A 22,796-nucleotide genomic window follows, 5' to 3' on the forward strand; every position below is an offset into this window, starting at 1 on the left:
GTCCGTCTTTGCTGATGTGCTCGTATTCATCGAGAGAGAGACCGACTTGGCCGCTGTCGAGACGATTGTTTCCGGAATGGCCGGCCGTTATGCCCTCGCGCTGTTCGATCTTGCGAAAGACAGCAATGCGATCGATCAGGTCGCCGGCGACCTCAACACGTTCGGGACGCTGATCGACGAGAGCGCAGACCTTCAATTGCTGGTCCGCAGCCCTGTCTTTTCCGCCGATGAACAGACCCGCGCTCTGCGCGAGATTCTGTCCCACGTCGGCATCAACGGCCTTGCGGCCAATTTTTTGAAGCTGGTGGCGTCCAAGCGTCGGCTCTTCGCCGTTCGCGGGATGATCGCCGACTATAACAAGCTGGTCGACGCCGAGAAAAACGTGACCCGCGCGCAGATCACTGTCGCGGAACCGTTGTCCGACCAGCACCTCGCCGACTTGAAGGCCGCCCTGCACGATGTTACCGGCGGGCAGACCGTTGCGCTCGACGTCGACGTCGATCCCGAAATTCTGGGCGGCTTGATCGTCCGCCTCGGGAGCCGCATGGTCGACGGTTCGCTCAAGACAAAACTCAACACCTTACGCACCCGCATGAAAGAGGTCGGCTGATGGATATCCGCGCCGCTGAAATTTCCGACATCCTGAGGAAGGAAATCCAGAATTTCGGCAACGAAGCCGAAGTCACGGAAGTCGGCCAAGTTCTGTCCGTCGGCGACGGCATCGCGCGCGTCTATGGCTTGGACAACGTCCAGGCCGGTGAGATGGTCGAGTTCGAGAGCGGCGTGCGCGGCATGGCGCTGAACCTCGAGACCGACAACGTCGGTATCGTGATCTTTGGTAGCGATCGCGAGATCAAGGAAGGTCAGACCGTCAAGCGCACGGGATCCATCGTGGACGTGCCGGTCGGTAAAGGCTTGCTTGGCCGCGTGGTCGATGCGCTCGGCAATCCGATCGACGGGAAGGGCCCGATCCATTCGGATCGCCGCGCTCGCGTCGACGTCAAAGCGCCCGGCATCATTCCGCGCAAGTCGGTGAGCGAGCCGATGTCGACGGGCCTGAAGGCGGTCGACGCGCTCATCCCGGTCGGTCGTGGGCAGCGCGAACTGATCATTGGTGACCGTCAGACCGGCAAGACCGCGATCGCGCTCGATGCCATTCTGAACCAGAAGGCCGTCAACCAGACCGGCGACGAGAGCCAAAAGCTCTATTGCGTCTATGTGGCGATCGGTCAGAAGCGCTCCACCGTGGCGCAGTTCGTCAAGATTCTCGAAGAATATGGCGCGATGGAATATTCCATCGTGGTGGCCGCGACCGCGTCGGATCCGGCCCCGATGCAGTTCCTGGCGCCTTTCGCCGGTTGCGCCATGGGCGAATATTTCCGCGACAACGGCATGCACGCCTTGATCGTCTATGATGACTTGTCGAAGCAGGCTGTCGCCTATCGTCAAATGTCGCTGCTGCTGCGCCGTCCGCCAGGCCGCGAAGCCTACCCGGGCGACGTCTTCTATCTCCACTCCCGCTTGCTCGAGCGTGCCGCGAAGTTGAACGAGGCGAACGGAAGCGGCTCGCTGACGGCGCTGCCCATCATCGAGACCCAGGCCAACGACGTGTCGGCCTATATTCCGACCAACGTGATCTCGATCACCGACGGGCAGATCTTCCTCGAAACCGATCTCTTCTACCAGGGCATTCGCCCTGCGGTGAACGTCGGTTTGTCGGTGTCGCGTGTCGGCTCTTCGGCGCAGACCAAGGCGATGAAGAAGGTGGCCGGCCGCATCAAGGGCGAGCTCGCGCAATATCGCGAGATGGCAGCCTTCGCGCAGTTCGGATCCGATCTCGATGCGACGACGCAGCGCCTCCTCAACCGTGGTTCACGCCTGACGGAGTTGCTGAAGCAGCCGCAATTCGCACCGCTGAAGATGGAAGAGCAGGTCTGCGTGATTTATGCAGGCGTGAACGGCTACCTCGACACGATGCCGGTCAACCGGGTTCGGGCCTTCGAGGACGGCCTTTTGGCCTTGCTTCGCACCAAGCATACCGATCTCCTCGATGCCATTCGCACCTCGAAAGACCTGTCTGATGCGTCGGCCGGTCAGTTGAAGAGCACCGTCGAGGCCTATACCAAAGCGTTTGCCTGAGGCGACGTCGCTCCGTTAGGGTCCGCACAAGCTCCAAGTCAGGTTTGACCTATGCCGTCCTTGAAAGACCTTCGAAACCGGATTTCGTCGGTCAAATCGACCCAGAAGATCACCAAGGCCATGCAGATGGTGGCGGCAGCGAAGTTGCGCCGCGCCCAGATGGCGGCCGAGGCGGCTCGTCCCTATGCCGAGCGGATGGAGCGTGTGCTCGCCAATCTGGCGAGTGGAATCGGGCAGGGCACGCAAGCGCCGGCATTGTTGGCCGGGAACGGCCGCGACCAGACGCATCTGCTTCTCGTCTGCACCGCCGAACGAGGTCTCTGCGGCGCCTTCAACTCGTCGATCGTTCGTCTGGCGCGCGAGCATGCCAATCGGCTCATGGCCGAAGGCAAGACCGTGAAGATGATCTGCGTTGGCAAGAAGGGGTTCGATCAACTCCGCCGCCAATTCGAGCAGCAGATCCTCGAGGTCATCGATCTGCGCGAGGTGAAGCGGCTTGCCTTCGTCAATGCCGATCCGATCGCCCGTAAGGTGATCGGGATGTTCGAGGCAGGCGACTTCGACGTTTGCACGCTGTTCTTCTCGCGGTTCAAGTCGGTCATCAGCCAGATCCCGACGGCACTGCGGCTGATTCCGGCGGAAATCCCGGCGGGTTCGGATCAGACGCCGCTTGCGGCCGCCTACGAATACGAGCCGGACGAAAATGACATTCTTGACGCGCTTCTGCCGCGCAACATCGCGGTGCAGATCTTCCGGGCGCTGCTTGAAAATGCCGCGTCCGAGCAGGGTGCGCGGATGAGCGCCATGGACAATGCGACCCGCAATGCGGGCGATATGATCAAACGCCAGACGCAGACCTACAACAGGTCGCGCCAGGCGATGATCACCAAGGAATTGATCGAGATTATTTCGGGCGCCGAGGCGCTCTGAAACCAGGGGTGAGGACCAATTTATGGCCATTGAAGGCACCAACAAGGTCGTTGGCCACATCACGCAGGTGATTGGCGCGGTTATTGACGTCAAGTTCGATGGCCACCTGCCCGAGATCCTGAACGCGCTCGAGACGTCGAACAACGGCAATCGCCTCGTTCTCGAAGTTGCTCAGCACCTTGGCGAAAACACCGTCCGTTGCATCGCGATGGATATTTCCGAGGGTCTGACCCGCGGGCAGGAAGTGAGCGACACGGGCGCGCCCATCATGGTGCCGGTCGGGGTCGGAACGCTCGGCCGGATCATCAACGTCATCGGCGAGCCGGTCGACGAAGCCGGCCCGGTCGTCTCGTCCGGCCTCCGGGCGATCCATCAGCCCGCTCCGTCCTATGCCGAGCAGGCGACCGACGCGCAGATCCTCGAGACGGGCATCAAAGTCGTCGATCTCCTGGCACCCTATGCGAAGGGCGGCAAGATTGGCCTCTTCGGCGGCGCCGGCGTCGGCAAAACGGTGTTGATCATGGAGCTGATCAACAATGTGGCCAAGGCGCATGGTGGCTATTCGGTGTTCGCCGGCGTGGGCGAGCGCACGCGCGAAGGCAATGATCTCTATCACGAGATGATCGAAGGCGGCGTCAACAAGGCCGGCGGCGGCGAAGGCTCGAAATGTGCGCTCGTCTATGGCCAGATGAACGAGCCGCCAGGCGCCCGCGCCCGCGTGGCACTGACCGGTCTGACGGTCGCCGAGGATTTCCGCGACAAGGGCCAGGACGTGCTGTTCTTCGTCGATAACATCTTCCGCTTCACCCAAGCGGGTTCGGAAGTGTCGGCGCTGCTCGGACGTATTCCGTCGGCGGTGGGCTATCAGCCCACGCTGGCGACCGATATGGGCATGTTGCAGGAGCGTATCACCACCACCAACAAGGGATCGATCACATCGGTTCAGGCCATTTACGTTCCGGCCGACGATTTGACCGATCCGGCGCCTGCTACGTCCTTCGCGCATTTGGATGCGACGACCGTTCTGTCGCGTTCGATTGCCGAAAAGGGCATCTATCCGGCCGTCGATCCGCTCGACTCGACCTCGCGGATGCTGTCGCCGATCGTCGTCGGTGAAGAGCATTATAACATCGCGCGTCAGGTTCAGCAGGTGTTGCAGCGCTACAAGGCTTTGCAAGACATCATCGCGATTCTCGGGATGGATGAATTATCGGAAGAGGACAAGATCGCGGTCGCGCGCGCCCGCAAGATCGAACGCTTCCTGTCGCAGCCATTCCATGTGGCCGAAATTTTCACGGGCGCACCGGGCAAGCTCGTTTCGTTGGCCGATACGATCAAGGGCTTCAAGGGTTTGGTCGAAGGTAAATACGACCACCTGCCGGAAGCTGCCTTCTACATGGTCGGCACGATCGAAGAGGCTGTCGAGAAGGCTGAGCGTCTTTCGAAGGCGGCCTGATTTCGCGTCTTTGCCCTATGTCGCGCCTAAAGGGCGCGACATAACGGCGGCGGCCGAGATCCGCATGGGAACATAATATGGCAACTTTTTCGTTCGAACTCGTCTCCCCCGAGCGGTTGCTATTCGCGGGTGACGTAGAATCCGTCGTCGTTCCGGGCACCGAGGGTGAGTTCACGGTCTTGAAAGACCATGCTCCGCTCATGTCGACGCTGAAGCCGGGTGTCGTAACGATCGTGGAGGCGGGAGCAAAGCAGTCGCAGCTTTTCGTGCGCGGCGGATTTGCCGACGTCAATCCGGCTGGCCTGACTATTCTGGCCGAGACGGCTGTTCCGTTGACCGAATTGAACGCGTCGACGCTCGATGCCGAAGTCAAAGCTGCGGAGACTGAGGTCGCCGATGCGACGAGCGACGAGGGTCGTCGGCTAGCGCATGAAAAGCTCGATCAAGTTCGCGAGCTTCGCGCTGCGATGTCGCTCTGATCTCAAGTCCCTTGTCGAAGCCGATCGGCCGTCGCTCCTAGCGGCGGCCTTTTTTATTGGTCAGACCGGTACCGCAAAGCGGCCGAACGCCGCGACGACACGCTCATAACTCGCTCGCTTATGCGGCATCACTTTGGCCGGCAAAGACGCAAGAGGGAGCCAAGCCCAGTCGAAGAACTCGGGTCGGACGCCGCCGATCGGGTCGAGAACGTCGATTCTGCTTTCATCCCCCGTGAAGCGAAACGCCACCCATCGTTGCGTCTGGCCCCGGAAGGCGCAGAGGTGGTGCCATGGCCCGTCGTAGGCAGGAAAGTCATACGGCCACCACTCGTCCGTTGCGGCCAGGAAGTCGGCGTCGCCGATGCTGGTTTCTTCCATCAACTCGCGTCGGGCTGCCGCCACGAGATCCTCGCCGGGGTCGATACCGCCTTGCGGCATCTGCCATTCAAAATCACCCCGCACCGTTTCTGGTCCGTCCCCACGGCTACGACCCGCGAAAACGAGACCGGCTCGATTGAACAGGGCAATGCCGGCGTTCGGGCGATAGGGAAGGTCGGGTTGCGGGCTCATCAAACTCCACCGGTGATCGATCTTATCGAAAGGGTCAAGCGAACAGGTCGGCCCTATTGCTGCATTGCACTATGACGGAATTCGGGGCAGAACACGAGGCATGGATCTTCCTGACCTTCGGGATTATCACCGGCTCCGCCAGGGTTTCGGCTGGCACCTTCCCGCGCGTTATAACATCGGCGTCGATGTGTGCGATCGCTGGGCTGCGCTCGAGCCGGATCGTCCCGCGATCATCGACGTGGTGCGGGGGCAGATCAACCCGGTCAGCTATGGCGCTCTGCGGGATCGCTCGAACCGGCTGGCTCATCTGCTGCGGCGGCTCGGTATTGGTACAGGAGATCGTGTCGCGATCCTGCTCCCACAGGGCTCCGATGTCGTCGTGGCGCATGTGGCCACTTATAAAATCGGCGCAATCGCGCTGCCGTTGGCCCCGGTCTTCGGGCCCGATGGGCTCTTCTATCGCCTCGACAATGCGGGCGCGGCAGCCTGCGTCACGGACGCGGCGGGGGTCCAGAAGATCGCGCCTTTGCGTACCTCGTTGCCCGCGTTGCACGCCATCCTGTCGACCGATGGAGCCGACGAATCCGCCATCGGACTACCGGCCGCGATGGAGCGGGAAAGCAGTTTCTTCGATCCTGTCCCGACCGGCCCGGATGATCCTGCTCTCATGATCTACACGTCGGGCACGACCGGACAGCCGAAAGGCGCATTGCACGGTCATCGCGTGCTGCTCGGCCATCTCCCGGGTGTTCGGTTCAGCCACGAGTTTCTGCCGCAGCGCGACGACGTGATGTGGACGCCGGCCGATTGGGCCTGGGCCGGCGGTTTGTTGAATGCCCTGCTGCCAAGTCTCCACTATGGCGTTCCGGTGGTGGCGCGGGCCTTCGACAAGTTCGATCCGGACAAGGCCTGGCGCTTGATGGCGGAGCTGAAGGTCCGCAATGCGTTCATCCCGCCGACCGCGTTGCGGATGCTTCGCCTCGCCATGCCGCCGCCGTCGTCACGGCCGACCTTGCGCACCGTTACCTCGGCTGGCGAGGCGCTTGGCGCCGAAACCGTGGTATGGGGCCGCGAGGCGTTCGGACTCGGCATCAACGATGTCTATGGTCAAACCGAATGTAATTACGTGCTCGCCTCGTGTGCGGCGATCGGCATCGACAAGCGCGGCGCGATCGGCCGTGCGGTGCCCGGGCATGACGTCGCCGTGATCCGTGACGACGGGTCCGTCTGCGAGCCTGGGGAGGTCGGCGAGATCGCGGTGAGATCACCCGATCCGGCCATGTTTTTGCGATATTGGAACAAGCCGACCGCCACGGCAGCCAAGTTCAGAGGCTCGTGGATGACCACGGGGGACCGGGCATCCGCAGACCAGCAGGGCTACGTGACGTTCCAGGGCCGCGACGACGATATCATCACATCGTCTGGATACCGGATTGGGCCGGCCGAAATTGAAACCTGCCTCCGCCAGCACCCGGCCGTGGCAGAGGCAGCCGCCGTCGGCAAACCGGACGCGATACGGACAGAAATCGTGAAAGCCTTCATCGTGTTACGACCGGGTGTTGAAGCGTCCTCTTCGCTCGAGGGCGATATTCGAGACTTCGTTCGACATCGGCTCTCGGCGCATGAATATCCGCGCGAGATCGCTTTCGTCCCGGCACTCCCGATGACCCCGACCGGCAAGGTGATGCGCCGGGTGCTTCGCCAGCAAGCCTGACGACGCTTAGAGGAAGCTCTGCGGATCGACGTCGACGTTGACCGTGACATTGCCACGCGGACGAGGCGCCCCCTTCAGGGTTCGGCGCAAAAAGCCTTGAAGATCGATCGATCGGGCGGTTTTGACGAGCAGGCGAAAGCGGTAGCGACCCCGCACCATGGCGAGAGGTGCTTCGGCCGGGCCGAGCACGAGCAGCGTCCCGCGTTCCCCACCCGTGCGAAGCTGATCCGCTTCGGAGAGAGCGGCGCGCGCGAGGGCGCGGGCATGAGTTTCGGCTGCATGGCGGTCCGTCCCCGACACGATGACGGCGGCGAGGCGCCCGAAGGGGGGCAGTTCCGCATCCTGACGGGACGCAATCTCGGAGGCGTAGAACCGCTCCGTATCGCAGGACAGCAAGGCTCGGATCACGGGATGACCGGGTTGGAAGGTCTGGATCATGCCGCGTCCCGGGGCATCCCCTCGTCCGGCGCGGCCGGTAACCTGCTGCAGCATCTGGAACGTTCGTTCAGCGGCGCGAGGGTCACCGTTGGAGAGGCCGACATCGGCGTCGATGACGCCGACGAGCGTCAACCGGGGGAAATGATGACCTTTGGCGACGAGCTGCGTTCCGATGATGATATCGACATCGCCCTCGGCAATAGCTGCGAGTTCCTCGCGCAGCTTTGCGGCCCCACCCGGAAAGTCCGATGACAGCAGCAGCGTCTTGGCGTCTGGGAATTGGGCTTGGACGTTTTCGGCAAGCCGTTCGACCCCCGGGCCGCAGGCAACGAGCGAGTCCACCGCATCGCATTCAGGGCAATGTTTCGGTCTTGGCTCCTGATGGCCGCAATGGTGGCACACGAGAGCGCCGCGAAAGCGGTGCTCGACCAGCCAAGCCGAGCATTGTGGGCAGCGAAGACGATGACCACAGGTTCGGCAGAGTGTCAGGGGCGCATAACCGCGGCGGTTCAAGTAGAGCAGCGTTTGCTGACCAGCCGCATGGGTGGCCTGCATCGCTTCGACCAGTGGCGGCGCGATCCACTGGCCGCGCGGCGGCGGCGTGGTCCTGAGGTCGATCGCGCTGAGCATCGGCAAGGCGCGTCCGCCGAAGCGAGTCGGTAGTCTGAGATGGCGGTAGCGTCCGCGTTCGGCGTTGACGCGTGTCTCGACCGACGGCGTTGCGGAGGCCAGTATAACGGGAATATTCTCGAGCTGCCCGCGCACGACCGCCATGTCGCGCGCGTGATAGGTGACGCCGTCTTCTTGCTTATAGGCGGCCTCATGCTCCTCATCGACCACGATGAGGCCGAGGTCGGCGAAGGGCAGAAAGAGGCTAGACCGGGCGCCGGCCACGACCCTGACCTCGCCACTCGCGACGCCGGACCAGATTCGGGTGCGGCGCTTGCCCCCGATCTCCGAATGCCATTCGGCGGGTGGAACCCCGAAGCGGGCCGCAAACCGCCCGATGAACTGAGACGTCAAAGCGATTTCAGGCAGGAGGATCAGCACCTGCCGCCCTGCCGCGATGGTGGCCGCGACGGCCTCGAAATAAACATCGGTCTTTCCAGCGCCCGTCACGCCATCGAGGAGCGAGACGCTGAAGGTCTTGGCGGCGATCGCCTCGCGCAACGCCTCGGCGGCTTGCTCCTGTCCCGCGTCGAGCCGATGTCCGGCAAAATTCGGGTCGGGGGGGAGGGCAACCGGCCTGGGTGGAAGAGCCTCGGACAGCAACACACCGTCGGACGCGAGCGCCTCGATCACACTGGCGCTACACTGAGCCGCAAGCGAAAGGGCAGCTTTCGACAGCGGCTCCTCGGCCGCCAGGGCATCAAGCACACGGGACCGGGCAGGCGTCGAGCGTGTCACCGCCGTGCCTGAGCGGCGATAGCCGAGCCGGATCGGGTCCGGTTTGCTCTCGTCGAGCCGCCGCGTCACCATGCGAAGCACCAGCCCGCGCGGCATGAGCGTCCAGCGTGCGACCCAATCGACAAGGTCGCGCAAGGGTTTCGCGATGGGTGCGACCGGGAAGCGGGCCGCAACCTGTTTCAGGTTCGCGCCACCGCCTGGCGTCGCGCCGCTCTCCCACACGACGCCGAAGACGGGCCGCGTGCCGAGCGGAACCTCGACCACATCGCCGAGATCGAGCCTCAGCCCGACCGGTACGCGATACGAATAGGCTTGGTCGATACCGACCGGGATCAGGACGTCCACGACGGTTGGATCGACGCGGTCCGGGTGGCCTTCGTCTGAAGCGGGGTCGCGATCGTCCCCGTCCATGTCGGTGGCCTTAAAAGCGAAGGTTGAACACGCGATGGGGAACCAGCGCACCCTGCTCGACAGGGCCGAACGCCACGACAACGCCGCCACAGGTCGCATAGGCGATGCCATCCGACGGTGCATCCCGGCCGAGCAGAAGAAGGCTCTGACCGCGACGGAGCTGAGCCGCCGAGTCCCGGTTGATCACCACATGCGGCACGTCGCTGAGGCCCGCCTCGACCGGCATCAAGAAACTGGCGAGATCCGCGCCTTCGGCTTCGAGATCCGCCAGTTGAGCCGCATGGGACTCATAAAGTGGGCCGACGCGGGTCCTGCGAAGTGCCGTGACATGGCCGAGGCAACCCAGCGCCTCGCCAAGATCACGCGCGATCGCACGCACATATGTGCCCTTGCCGCATTTCGCTTCGAACACGGCCTCGCCGTCTCCGAACATGACGAGATCCAGCGCATGAACCGTGATGGGGCGTGGCGGCAATTCGACCGTCTCCCCATCGCGCGCGCGGTCGTAAGCCCGCTCGCCATTGACCTTGATGGCCGAATAAGCCGGAGGGCGCTGCATGAGAACCCCAGTGAACGACGGCAGCAACGCCTCGATGGCCTCGCGGGTCGGGCGCGTGTCCGACGTCGCGATCACGCGGCCTTCGGTATCGTCGGTGTCGGTCTGGCTGCCCCATTGCACGCGGAAACGATAGGCCTTTTCACCGTCTTGAACGAACGGCACGGTCTTTGTGGCTTCGCCGAACGCGACCGGAAGCAGGCCGGACGCCAATGGGTCGAGCGTTCCGGCGTGACCCGCCTTCTTCGCATTGAAGATCCGCTTCAGACGGCTGACCGCGTGGGTCGACGTCATGCCGATCGGCTTATCCAGCACGAGCCAGCCATTGACCTCACCGCGCTTTTGGCGCTGCGGGCGCGGCTCGACCTGCGGGGTCGCGAGGATGGGGTCGGACATGGCAGCAGAAAGGGTCATGGATGAAAACTGATCACTCTTTGATGATGAAACAAGGACCCGCCGTCTGACGAGAGAAGGCTTGGGACGAACGGGAACCGCGCAAAGCGGATGCGGCGATAGCTCGGTGTTTAGGCCGGATCTTGGTCGTCGTCGCCGAGGACCGAGAGATCACGTTGCACTTCCGGCGAGGCCAGGATCGCGTCGATGCGCGACGACTTTTCGAAGCTCTCGTCGGCCCGAAAGCGGAGCTCCGGCGCGTAACGCAGGTTGATCTTATGCGCCAATTCGGTCCGCAGCAGCTTCTTGTTCTTGTCGAGGGCCGTCAAAACCTTGTCGAGATCCTTGCCCCCAAGCGGCATGACGAAGGCGGTCGCAAGTTTGAGGTCGGGTGACATGCGAACTTCGGGAACCGAAATCACGTGAACGTCGAGCACCGGATCGGTGATGACGCCGCGTGACAAAACTTCGGCCAACGCGTGACGCACGGCCTCGCCCACCCGCAGCATCCGCTGCGAGGGTTCCGATGCTGATTGCTTCACATTCGCCATGTCGTGACTCTCAAAAAATCGATGGTTGGATGCCCCTAAATGCGTGAGGCCGCATCACCAGGATGCGGCCTCATCCATAAACCCAGGCCGTTGCGTCAGAGGTAACGCTTCTCCGAGTGAACGAGGTAGCACTCGATCACGTCGTTTTGGCGCATATCCTGGTAGCTTTCGAAGGCCATACCGCATTCCTGGCCTGCCACGACATCCTTCACTTCGTCCTTGAAGCGCTTGAGCGTCGAGAGCTTTCCTTCGTGAACCACGACGTTGTCGCGGATCAAGCGGACATGAGCGCCGCGCTGAACCGTGCCATCCGTGACACGGCAACCCGCGACCTTGCCGACCTTCGAGATGTTGAACACCTCGAGGATCTGAGCATTGCCCAGCATTTCTTCGCGCAGCGTCGGCGCGAGCATGCCCGACATCGCCGCCTTAACGTCATCCACGAGGTTGTAGATGATGTTGTAGTAGCGGACCTCGATACCGACCTGCTCGGCCAGCGAGCGAGCTTCCTTGTGGGCGCGGACGTTGAAGCCCAGCACGACGGCGTTGGATGCCTCAGCCAAGGTGACATCCGATTCCGTGATGCCGCCGACCCCGGCGTGAACCACGCGGGCCGTGACTTCGTCGGTCCCGAGCTTCTCGAGCGTCGCCATGATGGCTTCGACCGAACCCTGCACATCGCCCTTGATGACGAGCGGGAATTCCTTGCGGCCCGCCGTCTTCAACTGGCTCATCATGTCGGCCAAGGAGCCGCGCACCGAACCACCGCGCGCCGCAAGCTTTTCGCGCTTCTGGCGTTCACGATATTCGGTGATCTCGCGGGCTCGTGCCTCGGACTCGACGACCGCGACACGATCGCCGGCATCGGGTGCACCCGAGAAGCCAAGGACTTCGACCGGAAGCGACGGACCAGCCGACGTCACCGTATTGCCCTGGTCATCGATCAGCGCGCGGACGCGACCCGATTGTGAGCCGGCCACGATCAGATCGCCCACCTTCAGGGTTCCGCGCTGCACCAGCACGGTCGCCACGGGACCACGACCCTTGTCGAGCCGTGCCTCGATCACGGTGCCTTCTGCCGCGCGTTCCGGGTTGGCGCGCAGATCGAGCAGCTCGGCCTGCAGCTCGATACCCTCGAGCAGCTTGTCGAGGTTGATCTTCTTGGTGGCCGACACTTCGACTTCGAGCGTATCGCCACCCATCGTCTCGGTCTGCACGTCATATTGCAGCAATTCCGCACGGACCCGCTCGGGCTTCGCGTCATTCTTGTCGATCTTGTTGATCGCCACGATGATCGGAACGCCCGCCGCTTGGGCATGCGCGATCGCTTCAGCCGTCTGCGGCATGACGCCGTCATCGGCTGCCACGACCAGCACGACGATATCGGTGACTTTGGCGCCGCGCGCCCGCATCGCCGTAAAGGCCGCATGGCCAGGCGTATCGATGAAGGTGATCGGCTTGCCGCCCGGGGCGATGACCTGATAGGCGCCGATATGCTGGGTGATGCCACCGGCCTCGCCCGACACGACATTCTTATGCCGGATCGCATCCAGCAGCGACGTCTTGCCGTGATCGACGTGACCCATGATCGTGACCACCGGCGGACGCGGCAACAGGTTGGTATCCTCGTCCGGAATGTCGAACAGGCCGTCTTCGACGTCCGATTCAGCGACGCGGCGAACCGTGTGGCCCATTTCCTCAGCCAGCAATTGCGCCGTATCCGCGTCGATCACATCGGTGATCTTCAGCATCTGACCTTGCTTCATCAGCAAGCGGACGACATCGACACCACGCTCGGACATGCGATTGCCGAGCTCTTGGATCGTGATCGTCTCTGGCAGCACGATCTCGCGCGACAGCTTCTCCTTCGGCTCGGCGCCGAAACCCTTGAGCCGCTGCGTCCGACGACGAAACGCCGCGATCGAGCGTGTCCGATCCTCTTCCTCGGAGGTCGCGCTGGTCACCGTCAGGCGGCCACGATTTCGCGGATCCGCGCCACGCGTTGGTTTGGGCGGCAGCACGACCTTGGTCGGCATAGCAGGGCGAAGCAGGCGACGCGCTGCGCTCTCCTCCTCGGCCGTGCGCGGCGCGCCGGTTGCGGTCAACGTCTTGCGGACGCCGGACGCATCCGTCGTCACGCTACGGCGCTTGGCTTCCTCTTCGGATTTGCGCTTGGCCTCCGTCTCGATCGCCCGTCGCGCATCTTCTTCACGCTTGCGGACCTCGGCGGCTTCCCGCTCGACCTTTTCGATCACTTCGCGTTCGGCACGCAGGATCGCGTCGGCCTCGGCACGGCGACGATCTTCTTCCTCACGTGACTTCGCGCCGATGAGGGCGCGCGCGCGCGCCTCACGCTCTTCCTCGGTCAGGGTTCGCAACACGACACCGGTCTGCGGACGGCCGGGCGTCGCCGGGCGAGCCTGCGGACCGGCTGTCGGGCGAGCCGGTGCTGGGGCTACAGCCGGACGAGCCTGCTGCGCACTATTGGCAGAGCCGGAGCGGAACGGCTGCCCCGATTGCGGCCGGGTGGTGGCTTGCGGAGCGCGGCTCGGGGCCGCGGCGGCCGGACGGCTCGCTTGCGACGGCGACGCCGCGGGCCGGGGCGCAACCACCGGGGCTGCAGGGCGGGCGACTGCGACGGGCGCGGTCACGACCGGCGCTTCGACAACCGGCGTGACCACAGGCGCTTCGGCCACGGGCTCGGCCTTCGCCGGGGTCACGGCGGGAGCGGGCGATGCAGCGACGGCGGGCGCCACCGCAACAGGCGCAGCAGCTATAGGCGCCGCAACAACAGGCGCAGGTGCGTCCGCAGGCTTTGCGGCTTCGGTCTCTCGACGCTTTGCCTCACGCGCCGCATCGTCCCGGATCTTGACGTCACGCGCCTGGGCGTCGCGCAATTGTGCCTCGCGCAGCGCCTCGCGAACCTGGGCCTCGCGGGCCGACGGCTCACGCGCCGGGGCTGGTGCAGCCGCAACGGTCGCTTCTCGGGGCGCGACGGGCGCCTGGACCGGAGCCGCCGAAACCTCGCGCTGGGGAGCCTCGCCCGGACCGGACACCCGACGCTTCACCTTCTCGACCACGACCTGCTTGGTGCGGCCATGCGAAAAGCTTTGGCGAACAGTTCCCTGCTCAGCCGGCCGCTTCAACGACAAGGTCTTCGTCGGAGCAACGGTCAAAGTCTTTTCGCCGGCGTTATTCGGTTCACTCATTAGTCAAACGTCCCAAGGGCCTTGCCCAGCCACTAACCCGAATGTGCGGAAACGACTGTCCGCCGATCAATTTGTTGCGGAGCAGGTCCGCCACGGTCTAAGTCTCGTTTAAAGCCGCGTTGCCCGACGTCTCGGCCGCCCCATTCGGGCTCGCTCCGCGAAAACGCTCTAGCCGAGCCGCGCGCGTGAAAAACGCATCGCTGACCCCGCCTGTCAGAAGACCAGCGTGTATCACATTTGAGCGTCCCAGTGCCAAATCCAATTGGCTGGACACAAAGATTTGTACACGGGCCATCTTATCCCGGCGGTCGCCAATTGCTCGGCGAGCCGCAGCCTCGATTTTTCTTACGCCGTCCGCACTCCCATCAGCCGCATGGATCAGTCCCGCAAGAGCGTTCCTGGCCAGCGCCGTCTCAACCTTCATCGAACCAGCCACGACCTGACCGGCCTTATTCGCAAACGCAAGAGCTTGCAAGGCATCGCGTTGGAGCAAGTCGTCGACCTGCTCCACCAAAGGCGACGCAAATCGCATCTCCTGCTTGAACGCCCGCGTGAAGGACTTCCGTTTCACGGCGAGCGCCACAGTCTCGGCATCCGCCAGGACCCAGGCCCCACGGCCTGGAAGCTTGGCGCGGATGTCCGGCACAACGCAGCCATCCGGCCCGACCACAAAACGGATCAGCCCCGAGGGATCACCCTTCTGACGTGTGACGATACAGGTCCGCTCAGGGCCTCTTTCATCCCCAAGCGTGTCTGCATCGTCTTCCATGTCAACGTCTTTACTGCTGCTCAGTTTCCGCTTCCAGTTCTTCTTGTTGTTCGTCGTCCGCAGGCGCGGCCGCCTCAACCCAACCGGCGAGGACGCGTGCCTCCATGATCATGGCTTCGGCGTCTTCCTTCGACAGTTCGAAGTCATCGAGATAACCAGCGTTGCGGATGGTTTCACCATCCTTACGCTCGGTCCAACCGACGAGATCATCCGTCGCACAGCCGGCGAAATCTTCCACAGATTTCACGTCGTTCTCGCCAAGCTTCACCAGCATAGCGGATGTGACGCCGTTGATCTGCTTCAACTCGTCCGACACGCCGAGCTCGCGGCGCTTGCTGTCGAACTCTTCTTCGATTCGCGACAAGTAATCGCGAGCGCGTGTCTGGATTTCCAACGCTGTCTCTTCGTCGAAACCCTCGATCGAGCTGACTTCGTCCGGCTCGACGAAGGCGATTTCCTCGACGGTTCGGAACCCTTCGGACGCCAACAACTGGCCCACGACTTCGTCGACGTCGAGCGCCTCCATGAACAGGGTCGTGCGCGTCAGGAACTCCTTCTGTCGGCGCTCGGATTCTTCCGCCTCGGTCAGGATGTCGATATCCCAGCCGGTCAGCTGCGAGGCGAGACGAACGTTCTGTCCACGACGCCCGATCGCAAGGGAGAGTTGGTCATCGGGAACCACAACTTCAATGCGCGAGGAATCCTCGTCGAGCACGACCTTGACGACTTCGGCCGGCTGAAGCGCGTTGACGATGAAGGTCGCCGAGTCGACCGACCACGGGATAATGTCGATCTTCTCGCCTTGCAGCTCGTTCACCACGGCCTGCACGCGTGAACCCCGCATACCGACGCAGGCGCCGACCGGATCGATCGACGAGTCGCGCGACGTCACACCGATCTTGGCGCGCGAGCCGGGATCACGCGCAACCGCCTTGATCTCGATGATGCCGTCGTAGATCTCCGGCACTTCTTGGGTGAAGAGCTTCGCCATGAACTGCGGATGGGTGCGCGACAGGAAGATCTGCGGCCCGCGCTGCTCGCGGCGAACATCGTAGACATAAGCGCGAATGCGGTCGCCGGGGCGAAACATTTCGCGCGGGATCATCTCGTCTCGCCGCACGATCGCTTCGCCGCGCCCGAGATCGATGACGACGTTGCCATATTCGACGCGCTTGACGATGCCGTTGACGATATCGCCGATGCGCTCCTTGTATTCGTCATACTGACGGTCGCGCTCAGCCTCCCGCACCTTCTGGACGATGACCTGCTTGGCCGACTGAGCCGCGATACGGCCAAAGTCGAACGGCGGCAGCGTCTCCGAGATCCAATCGCCGACCTGTGCGGCAGGGTTCTTGCGGCGCGCATCGTCGAGCGTGATGTGGATCGCGTCATTTTCGACCTCGTCGACCACAAGCAGCAGGCGCGAGAAGCGAATTTCGCCGGTCTTCGGATTGATCTCGGCCCGGACTTCCGTTTCCTGTCCGTAGCGCGACCGCGCCGCCTTCTGCATCGCGTCTTCCATCGAGGCCAGCACGATCTGCCGGTCGATCGACTTCTCGCGCGCGACTGCGTCGGCGATCTGCAGCAGTTCCAGTCTATTGGCGCTGACGGCCATTCAAATCACTCCTCGAAAGATAGAGTCGGGTTAAATCGGTGACGTGCGGCGGATCAGCGGCGCTTGAGCGTCTTGATACCGGCCGGAATGACAGGTTTGGCTTTGTTGCGAGCAGCGAACCGACCCGGGCCGCGCTTGGTTGCTTCACCCGTAGCGGTGGCGGGTTTTGGCTCTGCCTCGTCCGGCGCGTCGGTTTCAGGCTCCGCCTCGCGTTGCCCGCGCAAGGAGTCGCGGATGAGATCGTCCGTCAGGACCAGACGCGCATCATCGACATCCGCCAGCGGCAGATAGACTTCGGCGGGATCACCCGGCTTGGCATCGAGCCGCGTCAACGTGAGCTTACCGCCCCCGACGGCCGTCAGGATTCCGCGAAACCGTCGCCGTCCATCGAGTGCGACCGCGAGTTCGACTTTGGCCTCATGCCCAAGGGCGCGCTGAAAATCGGAGACGCGAACCAGCGGTCGGTCGATGCCGGGGGAGGACACCTCCAGCCGGTAGGCGCCCGAGATCGGTTCGTCGAGGTCGAGGACCGGCGAGATCGCCTTGCTGGCCTGCTCGCAATCCTCGATCGTCATGGTTCCATCCGTGCGCTCGGCCATGATCTGAAGCGTCGCATCGGGCCCTGAAGAGAGTTTGACGCGGACGAGCCGTAGAGCGAAATCGGCCAGAACGGGCTCGATGGCGCGGGCCACGCGTGCGGCCGCACCGGTTTCGGTGCTGAGCCGCGGTTCATCCAGCGGTGCCTCGATAAGGGCGGTCGCGCCCAGAGCCGGGTATGTGGGATCGGTCAAGATGTCCAACCTCGAAGAGACTGCGCCGTCAGGATGATTTGCGGGATCGGTTGACCGAGCGAACGACGACCAGCGAGGGTCAGGCCGATCGGCACCAAATCGACAATAAAAAAGAGCGGGTCCGGCAGGAGCCCACTCTCACAAAAACAACCGGACATTTCAGCCAGCATCAGCTAACTGCAGCCTGTATAAGCCGACGCATGAGAAACCGCAAGGCTCCTCGCGTCATGCGTCGCCCTCCTGACCCTCCGGCCCTCCCAAGCATGTCTTTAAAGCCCGATACGCTCGGCATGACCATCATGCTGGCCTTCATGACTGCCCTCGGTCCGCTCGCGACCGACATGTATCTGCCGTCCTTGCCCAGCATCGGGCATGCGCTGGCTGCCTCCGACGCCCAAGTGCAGACAACCTTGTCGGCCTATCTGGTCGGCTTCGCGCTCGGCCAGATCGTCTATGGGCCGATCGCCGACAAGCTTGGTCGCAAACCGGTCCTGATCGCCGGGTTCCTCCTGTTCATCGCGGGGAGCTTCGCTTGCGCGCTGGCGGGATCGATCGGCTGGCTGGTCGCGGCGCGTGTGCTGCAGGCGTTCGGCGCGGCCGGCCCGATCACCTTGGCGCGCGCCATCGTTCGAGATCTGTACCATGGGCCGCGCGCCGGCCGCGAACTCTCCCGCATGGGCGCCATCATGGGGGTGACGCCGGCGATCGCGCCGATGTTCGGCGGCGTTTTGCAACAACTCTTCGGCTGGCAATCGAACTTCTACGCGGCGGGGGTCGGCGCCATCGCGGTCGCGGTCTGCGCGATGCTGTTCCTGCCCGAAACCCTGCGGGCCAAACAGGCGGCACCGCTCTCGCCGCGCGCCATCGTCCGCACGTTTGGGATGCTGCTCGGGCATCGCGCCTATCGGGTCAATGTTGCCATCCTCACGCTCGCCTATGCTGGACTATTTGCCTATCTGTCGGCCGTCTCGTTCTTGCTGCAGGGCGTCTATGGCTTTGGCGAAGTCGCCTTCGGGGCGGTCTTCGGGCTCGGCGCGCTGGCCTACGTGACCGGCACCGTGATCGCCTCCAAGATCGTGCGGCGGCGCGGCATCGATGGGACCATCGCGATCGGGGTCGCGTGTCTGTTCGTGGGCGGCGTGACGCAACTCGCCGCCATGGCGGTTCTGCCGGATCGATCGACGGGTTTGATCGTGCCGATGCTGCTCTATCTGGCCGGCATCGGGTTGACGTTGCCGCAGACCATCGCGGCCAGCATGGAGCCGTTTCCGGACCATGCAGGTGCGGCCTCGTCGCTGGCGGGGCTCATTCAGATGAGCGTGTCGGCGCTTGCCGGTATCGCGGTCGGACAGGCCCTGACAATTACGCCATTGGCCCTTCCACTCGCCACCGCTTTTTCGGGCACGGTCTGTTTCGTCCTCTTCAATCTGACCCGACATTGGCGGCCGGCGACCTGATCGGCAGACGTCAGGCGATCTGCTCGATCGCCGCGATGAGGCGAACGAGGTCTTCGTCGCGGGAGAGCCGGTGATCGCCATCGCGCACCAGCGTGATGCTGACCGGGTCCGCCGCCAGATGTTCGACCAGCGTCAGGGCATGTTGCCAGGGGACGTCGCTGTCCCGCATGCCTTGCAGGATGTGGACGGGACAATGGGCCTCGACGTTCGAGCCGAGGAGCAGATGCCGACGCCCCTCTTCGATCAAGGCGCGGGTGATGGGGTAGGGCGTCTCACCATAGGGTGAGGGGCGATACCAGACGCCGTCGCGCTCGATCTGCTCGCGGATGTCGGGCGTCAGTCTGTCCCACATCAATGTTTCGGTGAAGTCGACTGCGGGCGCGATCAGCACCGCACCGGCGAGGCGATCCGACTCACCGGCCACCGCGAGGGCGCGGGCCACCAGCATGGCGATCCAGGCTCCCATCGACGAGCCGACGATGATCTGGGGCCCGTCGGTCGATGAGCGGACCACCGCCAGCGCATCGTCGAGCCATTGCCCGATGGTTCCGTCGACGAAGTCGCCACTCGACTCGCCGTGTCCGGAATAGTCGAATCGGACAAAGCCCCGCCCGTGCTCGGCGGCCCATCGGTCGATCGCCAGGGCTTTGCCGGATTGCATGTCGGACATGAAGCCGCCCATCCAAATCACGCCGGGGCGCGTTTCGCCGGACGGGGCTGCCGGCCGTCGCCGGACCGCGATGCGGCGTGGCGCGCTCTTGTGGTCCAGGCTTGAGACGGTCACGACGGATGGAACAGTTTCGTTCATGGTTACGATTGTACACTCGCGACCAAGACGCTGGCGAGTAGTCCGTCAGCCACCCAATGCGATTGTCCCGTTTCGATGAGCCATGATCTCGCATCCCCTTTCGTCCATGCGGCGCCTTCGCGGCTTGCCGGCCGAACCGTGCTGCAAATCATTCCGGCGCTCGAGGCCGGGGGGGCCGAGCGCACGACGATCGATATCGCGGCCGCCTTGGCCGAGGCCGGCGCGCGATCTCTCGTGGCCACGACGGGTGGGCGTCTCGTCAGCGAGTTGCAGGCGCGCGGCGGCATCTGGGTGCCGTTTCCGGCTGATACCAAGAACCCGATCGCCATGGCGCGAAACGTACTGAAATTGCGGGCGCTGATCCGCGACGAGCGGCCCGCGGTCGTGCACGCACAGTCGCGCGCCCCGGCCTGGGTCGCGCTGGGTGCGACCCGCATGACGGGCACGCCGCTGATGACCACCTACCATGGCAGCTATTCGGGCAGCCACGCCATCAAGCTCCAGTATAATTCGGTGATGGCGCGGGGCGACGCCGTCATCGCCAACTCGCATTTCACCGCCGAGACGATCGCCCGCCTCTATCCCTGGGCACGCGATCGGGTCCGCATCATCTCGCCCGGGGTCGACCTGCGCGAGTTCCACCCCGACACGGTCCACGTCTCGCGCGTCGAGGCGCTTCGGTCCGCCTGGGGCGTCGCGCCGGACCAGAGGGTCGTGCTGCTCGCCGCGCGACTGACGGAATGGAAGGGCCAGAAGGTCCTGATTGCGGCGGCCGCCAAGCTGCGCGATCGAGGCGTTTCGGATCTTGTCTTTATTCTCGCGGGCGACCATCAGGGCCGCAACCGCTATGTGGCGGACCTCGACACGCTGATCGCCGACCATAAACTCGGCGATTTGGTGAAACGCGTCGGCCACTGCGCCGACATGCCGGCGGCTCTCCTGGCCGCGAGCCTCGTCATCGTGCCATCCACACGACCCGAGGCGTTCGGCCTGTCGGCCGTGGAGGCGCAGGCGATGGGTACACCAGTTGTGGTGAGCAATCTCGGGGCCGTACCGGAAACCGTGCTGGCGCCTCCCGAGGTTCAGCCGGAGCAACGGACGGGTTGGCGGGTGCCGGCCGGCGATGTCGAGGCGCTGGCCGAGGCGATCGCGAGCGCGCTGGCCCTCGGCGCGACGGCGCGTGACACGATGGCGCGACGAGCGCGGCTTCACATCGAGACAGAATTCTCGCTCGACCATATGACGGAAGCCATGCTCGACGCCTATAGTGCGGCTATCGAGGGACATCTGCCGGCCAGAGCGCGGTAGGGCAGGGTCGGAACCGACCGCGTTGCTTTGCAGCTCGATCCCGGTGGATCCGCTCGCTCAACGCTTTGGATTGGGTTTGCCCGAGGTGATCTCGATCGCGATCGACCAACCGCCGAACCCGAAAACTCGGCCTTCCGTGACTTGGATCAACCATGCCTGATTTCACGACCCCACCTCGGCTCCGCGTCGCGACGGCAGCCGATGCAGATGCGATTGCGGCACTCCATACGGCGAGTTGGCGCTCGGCCTATCGGGATGCGCTTAGCGAGGCCTATCTCCAGGGGCCGATCGAACAGGAACGCCTGGCCTTCTGGCGCGACCGGTACAGGCATGCCGGGCCTGGGTTGTGGACCGTGGTAGCGGAGAACGCAAAGGGTTCGCTCGTCGGGTTCCTCTGCGCCTTGCTGGATCATGATCGCGACTGGGGCAACTATATCCACAATCTGCATGTCGACCCCGATGCCAAGCAGCAGGGGATCGGACGCATGATGATGCGGGCTGCGGCCGACCATTTCGTCTATGCGCTGCCGCGTCGGCCCGTGTATCTCTTTGTCCTGCAGAGCAACATCGCGGCTCAGGCGTTCTACGACCGGCTTGGCGGCGATCCTGTCGAAGAATTGGTCGCAACCCAGCCCGACGGAACCTCGGCCCGCGCTATCCGCTATAGTTGGCCGAGTGTCGCGGCCTTCGCCGAGCGCGTCGCGTGAGGCGGTTCGCATGACGCTCTTTCTGGTTTCCGTAAGGTCGAATGAGGAGGCGCAGATCGCTGTTGCGGCGGGTGCCGACGCGGTGGTGGTGAGCCGGCAGAGGCCCGACGCTTTCATCCCGACAGTGCCAACCTTGATTGTCGACGTCGCCGCCAACCTGCTCACGCCGGCGGTGGATGGGCCGTCGATCGCGATCGGCGAAGACGCAAGCCACGGCTTAGTCATCATCCGAGAGACCGCTCCGACCGAGGCCGATCTCGATGCGATCGTTGAGGCAGGGCGCTCTGGCATCATGCTCGCAGCCGCCGGTCGCCTCGTCGATACGCTCGGTCTGGCGGCGCTCGACGACATCGCGTCTCGATGCCGGTCGCGCGGGCTGCTGGTCGGTTTTTGCGGCGGCTTGGAATCGCCCGATATCTCGCGCCTGCTGACATTCAAGCCCGACATTCTGTTGGTCGGCCGCGCCCTTCGCGTCGCGCATCGAAGCGACGCGCCGCTCGATCCGGACGCGATTGCATTGTTTCGTGGCCTCTTTCCGCAGCCGACCGCCACGACCCGCCCGGCCAAGACACCGGCCAAGACACCGGCCAAGACCGAAGAGAGGCCGAGGCGTCGGCGCGATCGGATCTTCGTCCGCGACATGGTGCTCGAGATCGATGTCGGCGCTTACGCGGAGGAATTTGGACGACGCCAGCGCGTCCGCTTTTCGATCGAGGCCGAGATCGAGGCGATCGATCATCCGACGCGGGACATGCGGGATGTCGTCTCCTACGATCTCTTGACCGACACGATCCGGCAGGTCGCGGGAGTGGGCCATGTCGAATTCGTGGAAACGCTCGCCGAAACCATCGCGGCCCGCATTCTCGGGCATCCCCGCATCGGGGCCGTCCATGTCACGGTCGAAAAGCTCGATCTCGGGGCAGGGGTGGTGGGGGTCGACATCTGGCGTGAGGCGGGTGGATAAGTCGCGATCGGGCACGGCCTCATCGGCCGGCAGGTTTCCGATTCTCCAGCCTTGAAGCGAATCTCTTGTCCACAGCTCTCGATGCGTCGCCTGCGACCCGCCCACCTGACCCTCATGTCGCCTC

20 protein-coding genes are annotated in these 22,796 nt (G+C 63.8%); 10 read left to right on the forward strand and 10 right to left on the reverse strand.

Going from position 1 to position 22,796, the window contains the following annotated elements; all coding sequences use genetic code 11:
- Positions 1-76 precede the first annotated feature (76 nt).
- From LGH83_RS00380 to LGH83_RS00400, 5 genes are all read left to right on the forward strand, one after another.
- Entirely contained in the window at positions 77-610 is a 534-nt protein-coding gene (locus tag LGH83_RS00380) for a F0F1 ATP synthase subunit delta (protein WP_264479115.1), read from the forward strand.
- Positions 610-2,139: a F0F1 ATP synthase subunit alpha gene (gene atpA, locus LGH83_RS00385; protein ID WP_131194322.1), complete on the forward strand. Its 1,530-nt coding sequence runs from the start codon at positions 610-612 to the stop codon at positions 2,137-2,139. The genes LGH83_RS00380 and atpA overlap by 1 nt, the downstream gene beginning before the upstream one ends.
- 51 nt (positions 2,140-2,190) lie before the next feature.
- Positions 2,191-3,069 (forward strand): F0F1 ATP synthase subunit gamma, encoded by an 879-nt coding sequence (locus LGH83_RS00390; RefSeq protein WP_227400171.1) that lies wholly within the window; start codon positions 2,191-2,193, stop codon positions 3,067-3,069.
- A gap of 22 nt (positions 3,070-3,091) precedes the next feature.
- Positions 3,092-4,525 carry a F0F1 ATP synthase subunit beta gene (gene atpD / locus LGH83_RS00395; protein WP_227400172.1) on the forward strand — a complete coding sequence of 478 codons (1,434 nt, stop codon included), beginning with the start codon at positions 3,092-3,094 and terminating at the stop codon, positions 4,523-4,525.
- A gap of 77 nt (positions 4,526-4,602) precedes the next feature.
- Positions 4,603-5,004, forward strand: coding sequence for a F0F1 ATP synthase subunit epsilon (locus tag LGH83_RS00400; RefSeq protein WP_131115659.1), 402 nt, complete (start codon positions 4,603-4,605; stop codon positions 5,002-5,004).
- A 60-nt stretch (positions 5,005-5,064) separates the two neighbouring features.
- On the opposite strand, the gene LGH83_RS00405 is transcribed toward LGH83_RS00400, so the two are convergent.
- Positions 5,065-5,574: an RNA pyrophosphohydrolase gene (locus LGH83_RS00405; RefSeq protein WP_227400173.1), complete on the reverse strand. Its 510-nt coding sequence runs from the start codon at positions 5,572-5,574 to the stop codon at positions 5,065-5,067.
- A 100-nt stretch (positions 5,575-5,674) separates the two neighbouring features.
- On the opposite strand from LGH83_RS00405, the gene LGH83_RS00410 reads away from it, so the two are divergent.
- Positions 5,675-7,288, forward strand: coding sequence for an AMP-binding protein (locus tag LGH83_RS00410; protein WP_227400174.1), 1,614 nt, complete (start codon positions 5,675-5,677; stop codon positions 7,286-7,288).
- Positions 7,289-7,294: 6 nt separating this feature from the next.
- Here the strand turns inward: LGH83_RS00410 and LGH83_RS00415 are convergent, their stop codons facing one another.
- The 8 genes from LGH83_RS00415 to LGH83_RS00450 form a co-directional block, all read right to left on the reverse strand.
- A complete protein-coding gene (locus LGH83_RS00415) occupies positions 7,295-9,544 on the reverse strand; it encodes a primosomal protein N' (RefSeq protein ID WP_227400175.1) in 2,250 nt (749 codons plus the stop codon).
- Positions 9,545-9,554: 10 nt separating this feature from the next.
- Positions 9,555-10,496, reverse strand: a complete 942-nt coding sequence (gene truB / locus LGH83_RS00420; RefSeq protein ID WP_413771167.1) for a tRNA pseudouridine(55) synthase TruB — start codon at positions 10,494-10,496, stop codon at positions 9,555-9,557.
- A 128-nt stretch (positions 10,497-10,624) separates the two neighbouring features.
- Positions 10,625-11,044, reverse strand: coding sequence for a 30S ribosome-binding factor RbfA (gene rbfA / locus LGH83_RS00425; RefSeq protein ID WP_131115669.1), 420 nt, complete (start codon positions 11,042-11,044; stop codon positions 10,625-10,627).
- Between the two features lie 95 nt (positions 11,045-11,139).
- Complete coding sequence (gene infB / locus LGH83_RS00430; protein ID WP_227400177.1) at positions 11,140-14,253, reverse strand: translation initiation factor IF-2; 3,114 nt, start codon at positions 14,251-14,253, stop codon at positions 11,140-11,142.
- 97 nt (positions 14,254-14,350) lie between these two features.
- Entirely contained in the window at positions 14,351-15,022 is a 672-nt protein-coding gene (locus tag LGH83_RS00435) for an RNA-binding protein (RefSeq protein WP_227400178.1), read from the reverse strand.
- Positions 15,023-15,032: 10 nt separating this feature from the next.
- On the reverse strand, positions 15,033-16,637 hold the full coding sequence (gene nusA, locus LGH83_RS00440; RefSeq protein ID WP_131194314.1) for a transcription termination factor NusA: 1,605 nt from the start codon (positions 16,635-16,637) through the stop codon (positions 15,033-15,035).
- A 53-nt stretch (positions 16,638-16,690) separates the two neighbouring features.
- Positions 16,691-17,428 carry a ribosome maturation factor RimP gene (gene rimP, locus LGH83_RS00445; RefSeq protein WP_227400179.1) on the reverse strand — a complete coding sequence of 246 codons (738 nt, stop codon included), beginning with the start codon at positions 17,426-17,428 and terminating at the stop codon, positions 16,691-16,693.
- Positions 17,425-17,598, reverse strand: coding sequence for a hypothetical protein (locus tag LGH83_RS00450; protein ID WP_227400180.1), 174 nt, complete (start codon positions 17,596-17,598; stop codon positions 17,425-17,427). The genes rimP and LGH83_RS00450 overlap by 4 nt, the downstream gene beginning before the upstream one ends.
- 93 nt (positions 17,599-17,691) lie before the next feature.
- On the opposite strand from LGH83_RS00450, the gene LGH83_RS00455 reads away from it, so the two are divergent.
- Positions 17,692-18,885, forward strand: a complete 1,194-nt coding sequence (locus tag LGH83_RS00455) for a multidrug effflux MFS transporter (RefSeq protein ID WP_227400181.1) — start codon at positions 17,692-17,694, stop codon at positions 18,883-18,885.
- 10 nt (positions 18,886-18,895) lie between these two features.
- On the opposite strand, the gene LGH83_RS00460 is transcribed toward LGH83_RS00455, so the two are convergent.
- Positions 18,896-19,693, reverse strand: a complete 798-nt coding sequence (locus LGH83_RS00460) for an alpha/beta hydrolase (RefSeq protein ID WP_227400182.1) — start codon at positions 19,691-19,693, stop codon at positions 18,896-18,898.
- A 75-nt stretch (positions 19,694-19,768) separates the two neighbouring features.
- Between LGH83_RS00460 and LGH83_RS00465 the strand changes: the two genes are divergently transcribed.
- The 3 genes from LGH83_RS00465 to LGH83_RS00475 all read left to right on the forward strand — a co-directional run bounded on the left by LGH83_RS00465 (position 19,769) and on the right by LGH83_RS00475 (position 22,672).
- Positions 19,769-21,001, forward strand: coding sequence for a glycosyltransferase family 4 protein (locus LGH83_RS00465; RefSeq protein ID WP_227400183.1), 1,233 nt, complete (start codon positions 19,769-19,771; stop codon positions 20,999-21,001).
- Positions 21,002-21,153: 152 nt separating this feature from the next.
- The gene (locus tag LGH83_RS00470; RefSeq protein ID WP_227400184.1) at positions 21,154-21,708 is read left to right on the forward strand and encodes a GNAT family N-acetyltransferase; all 555 of its coding nucleotides are present in this window, start codon (positions 21,154-21,156) and stop codon (positions 21,706-21,708) included.
- A 10-nt stretch (positions 21,709-21,718) separates the two neighbouring features.
- Positions 21,719-22,672 (forward strand): dihydroneopterin aldolase, encoded by a 954-nt coding sequence (locus tag LGH83_RS00475; protein ID WP_227400185.1) that lies wholly within the window; start codon positions 21,719-21,721, stop codon positions 22,670-22,672.
- Positions 22,673-22,796 lie beyond the last annotated feature (124 nt).

The organism is Lichenihabitans sp. PAMC28606, from assembly GCF_020616535.1.
Lineage (GTDB): Bacteria > Pseudomonadota > Alphaproteobacteria > Rhizobiales > Beijerinckiaceae > Lichenihabitans > Lichenihabitans psoromatis.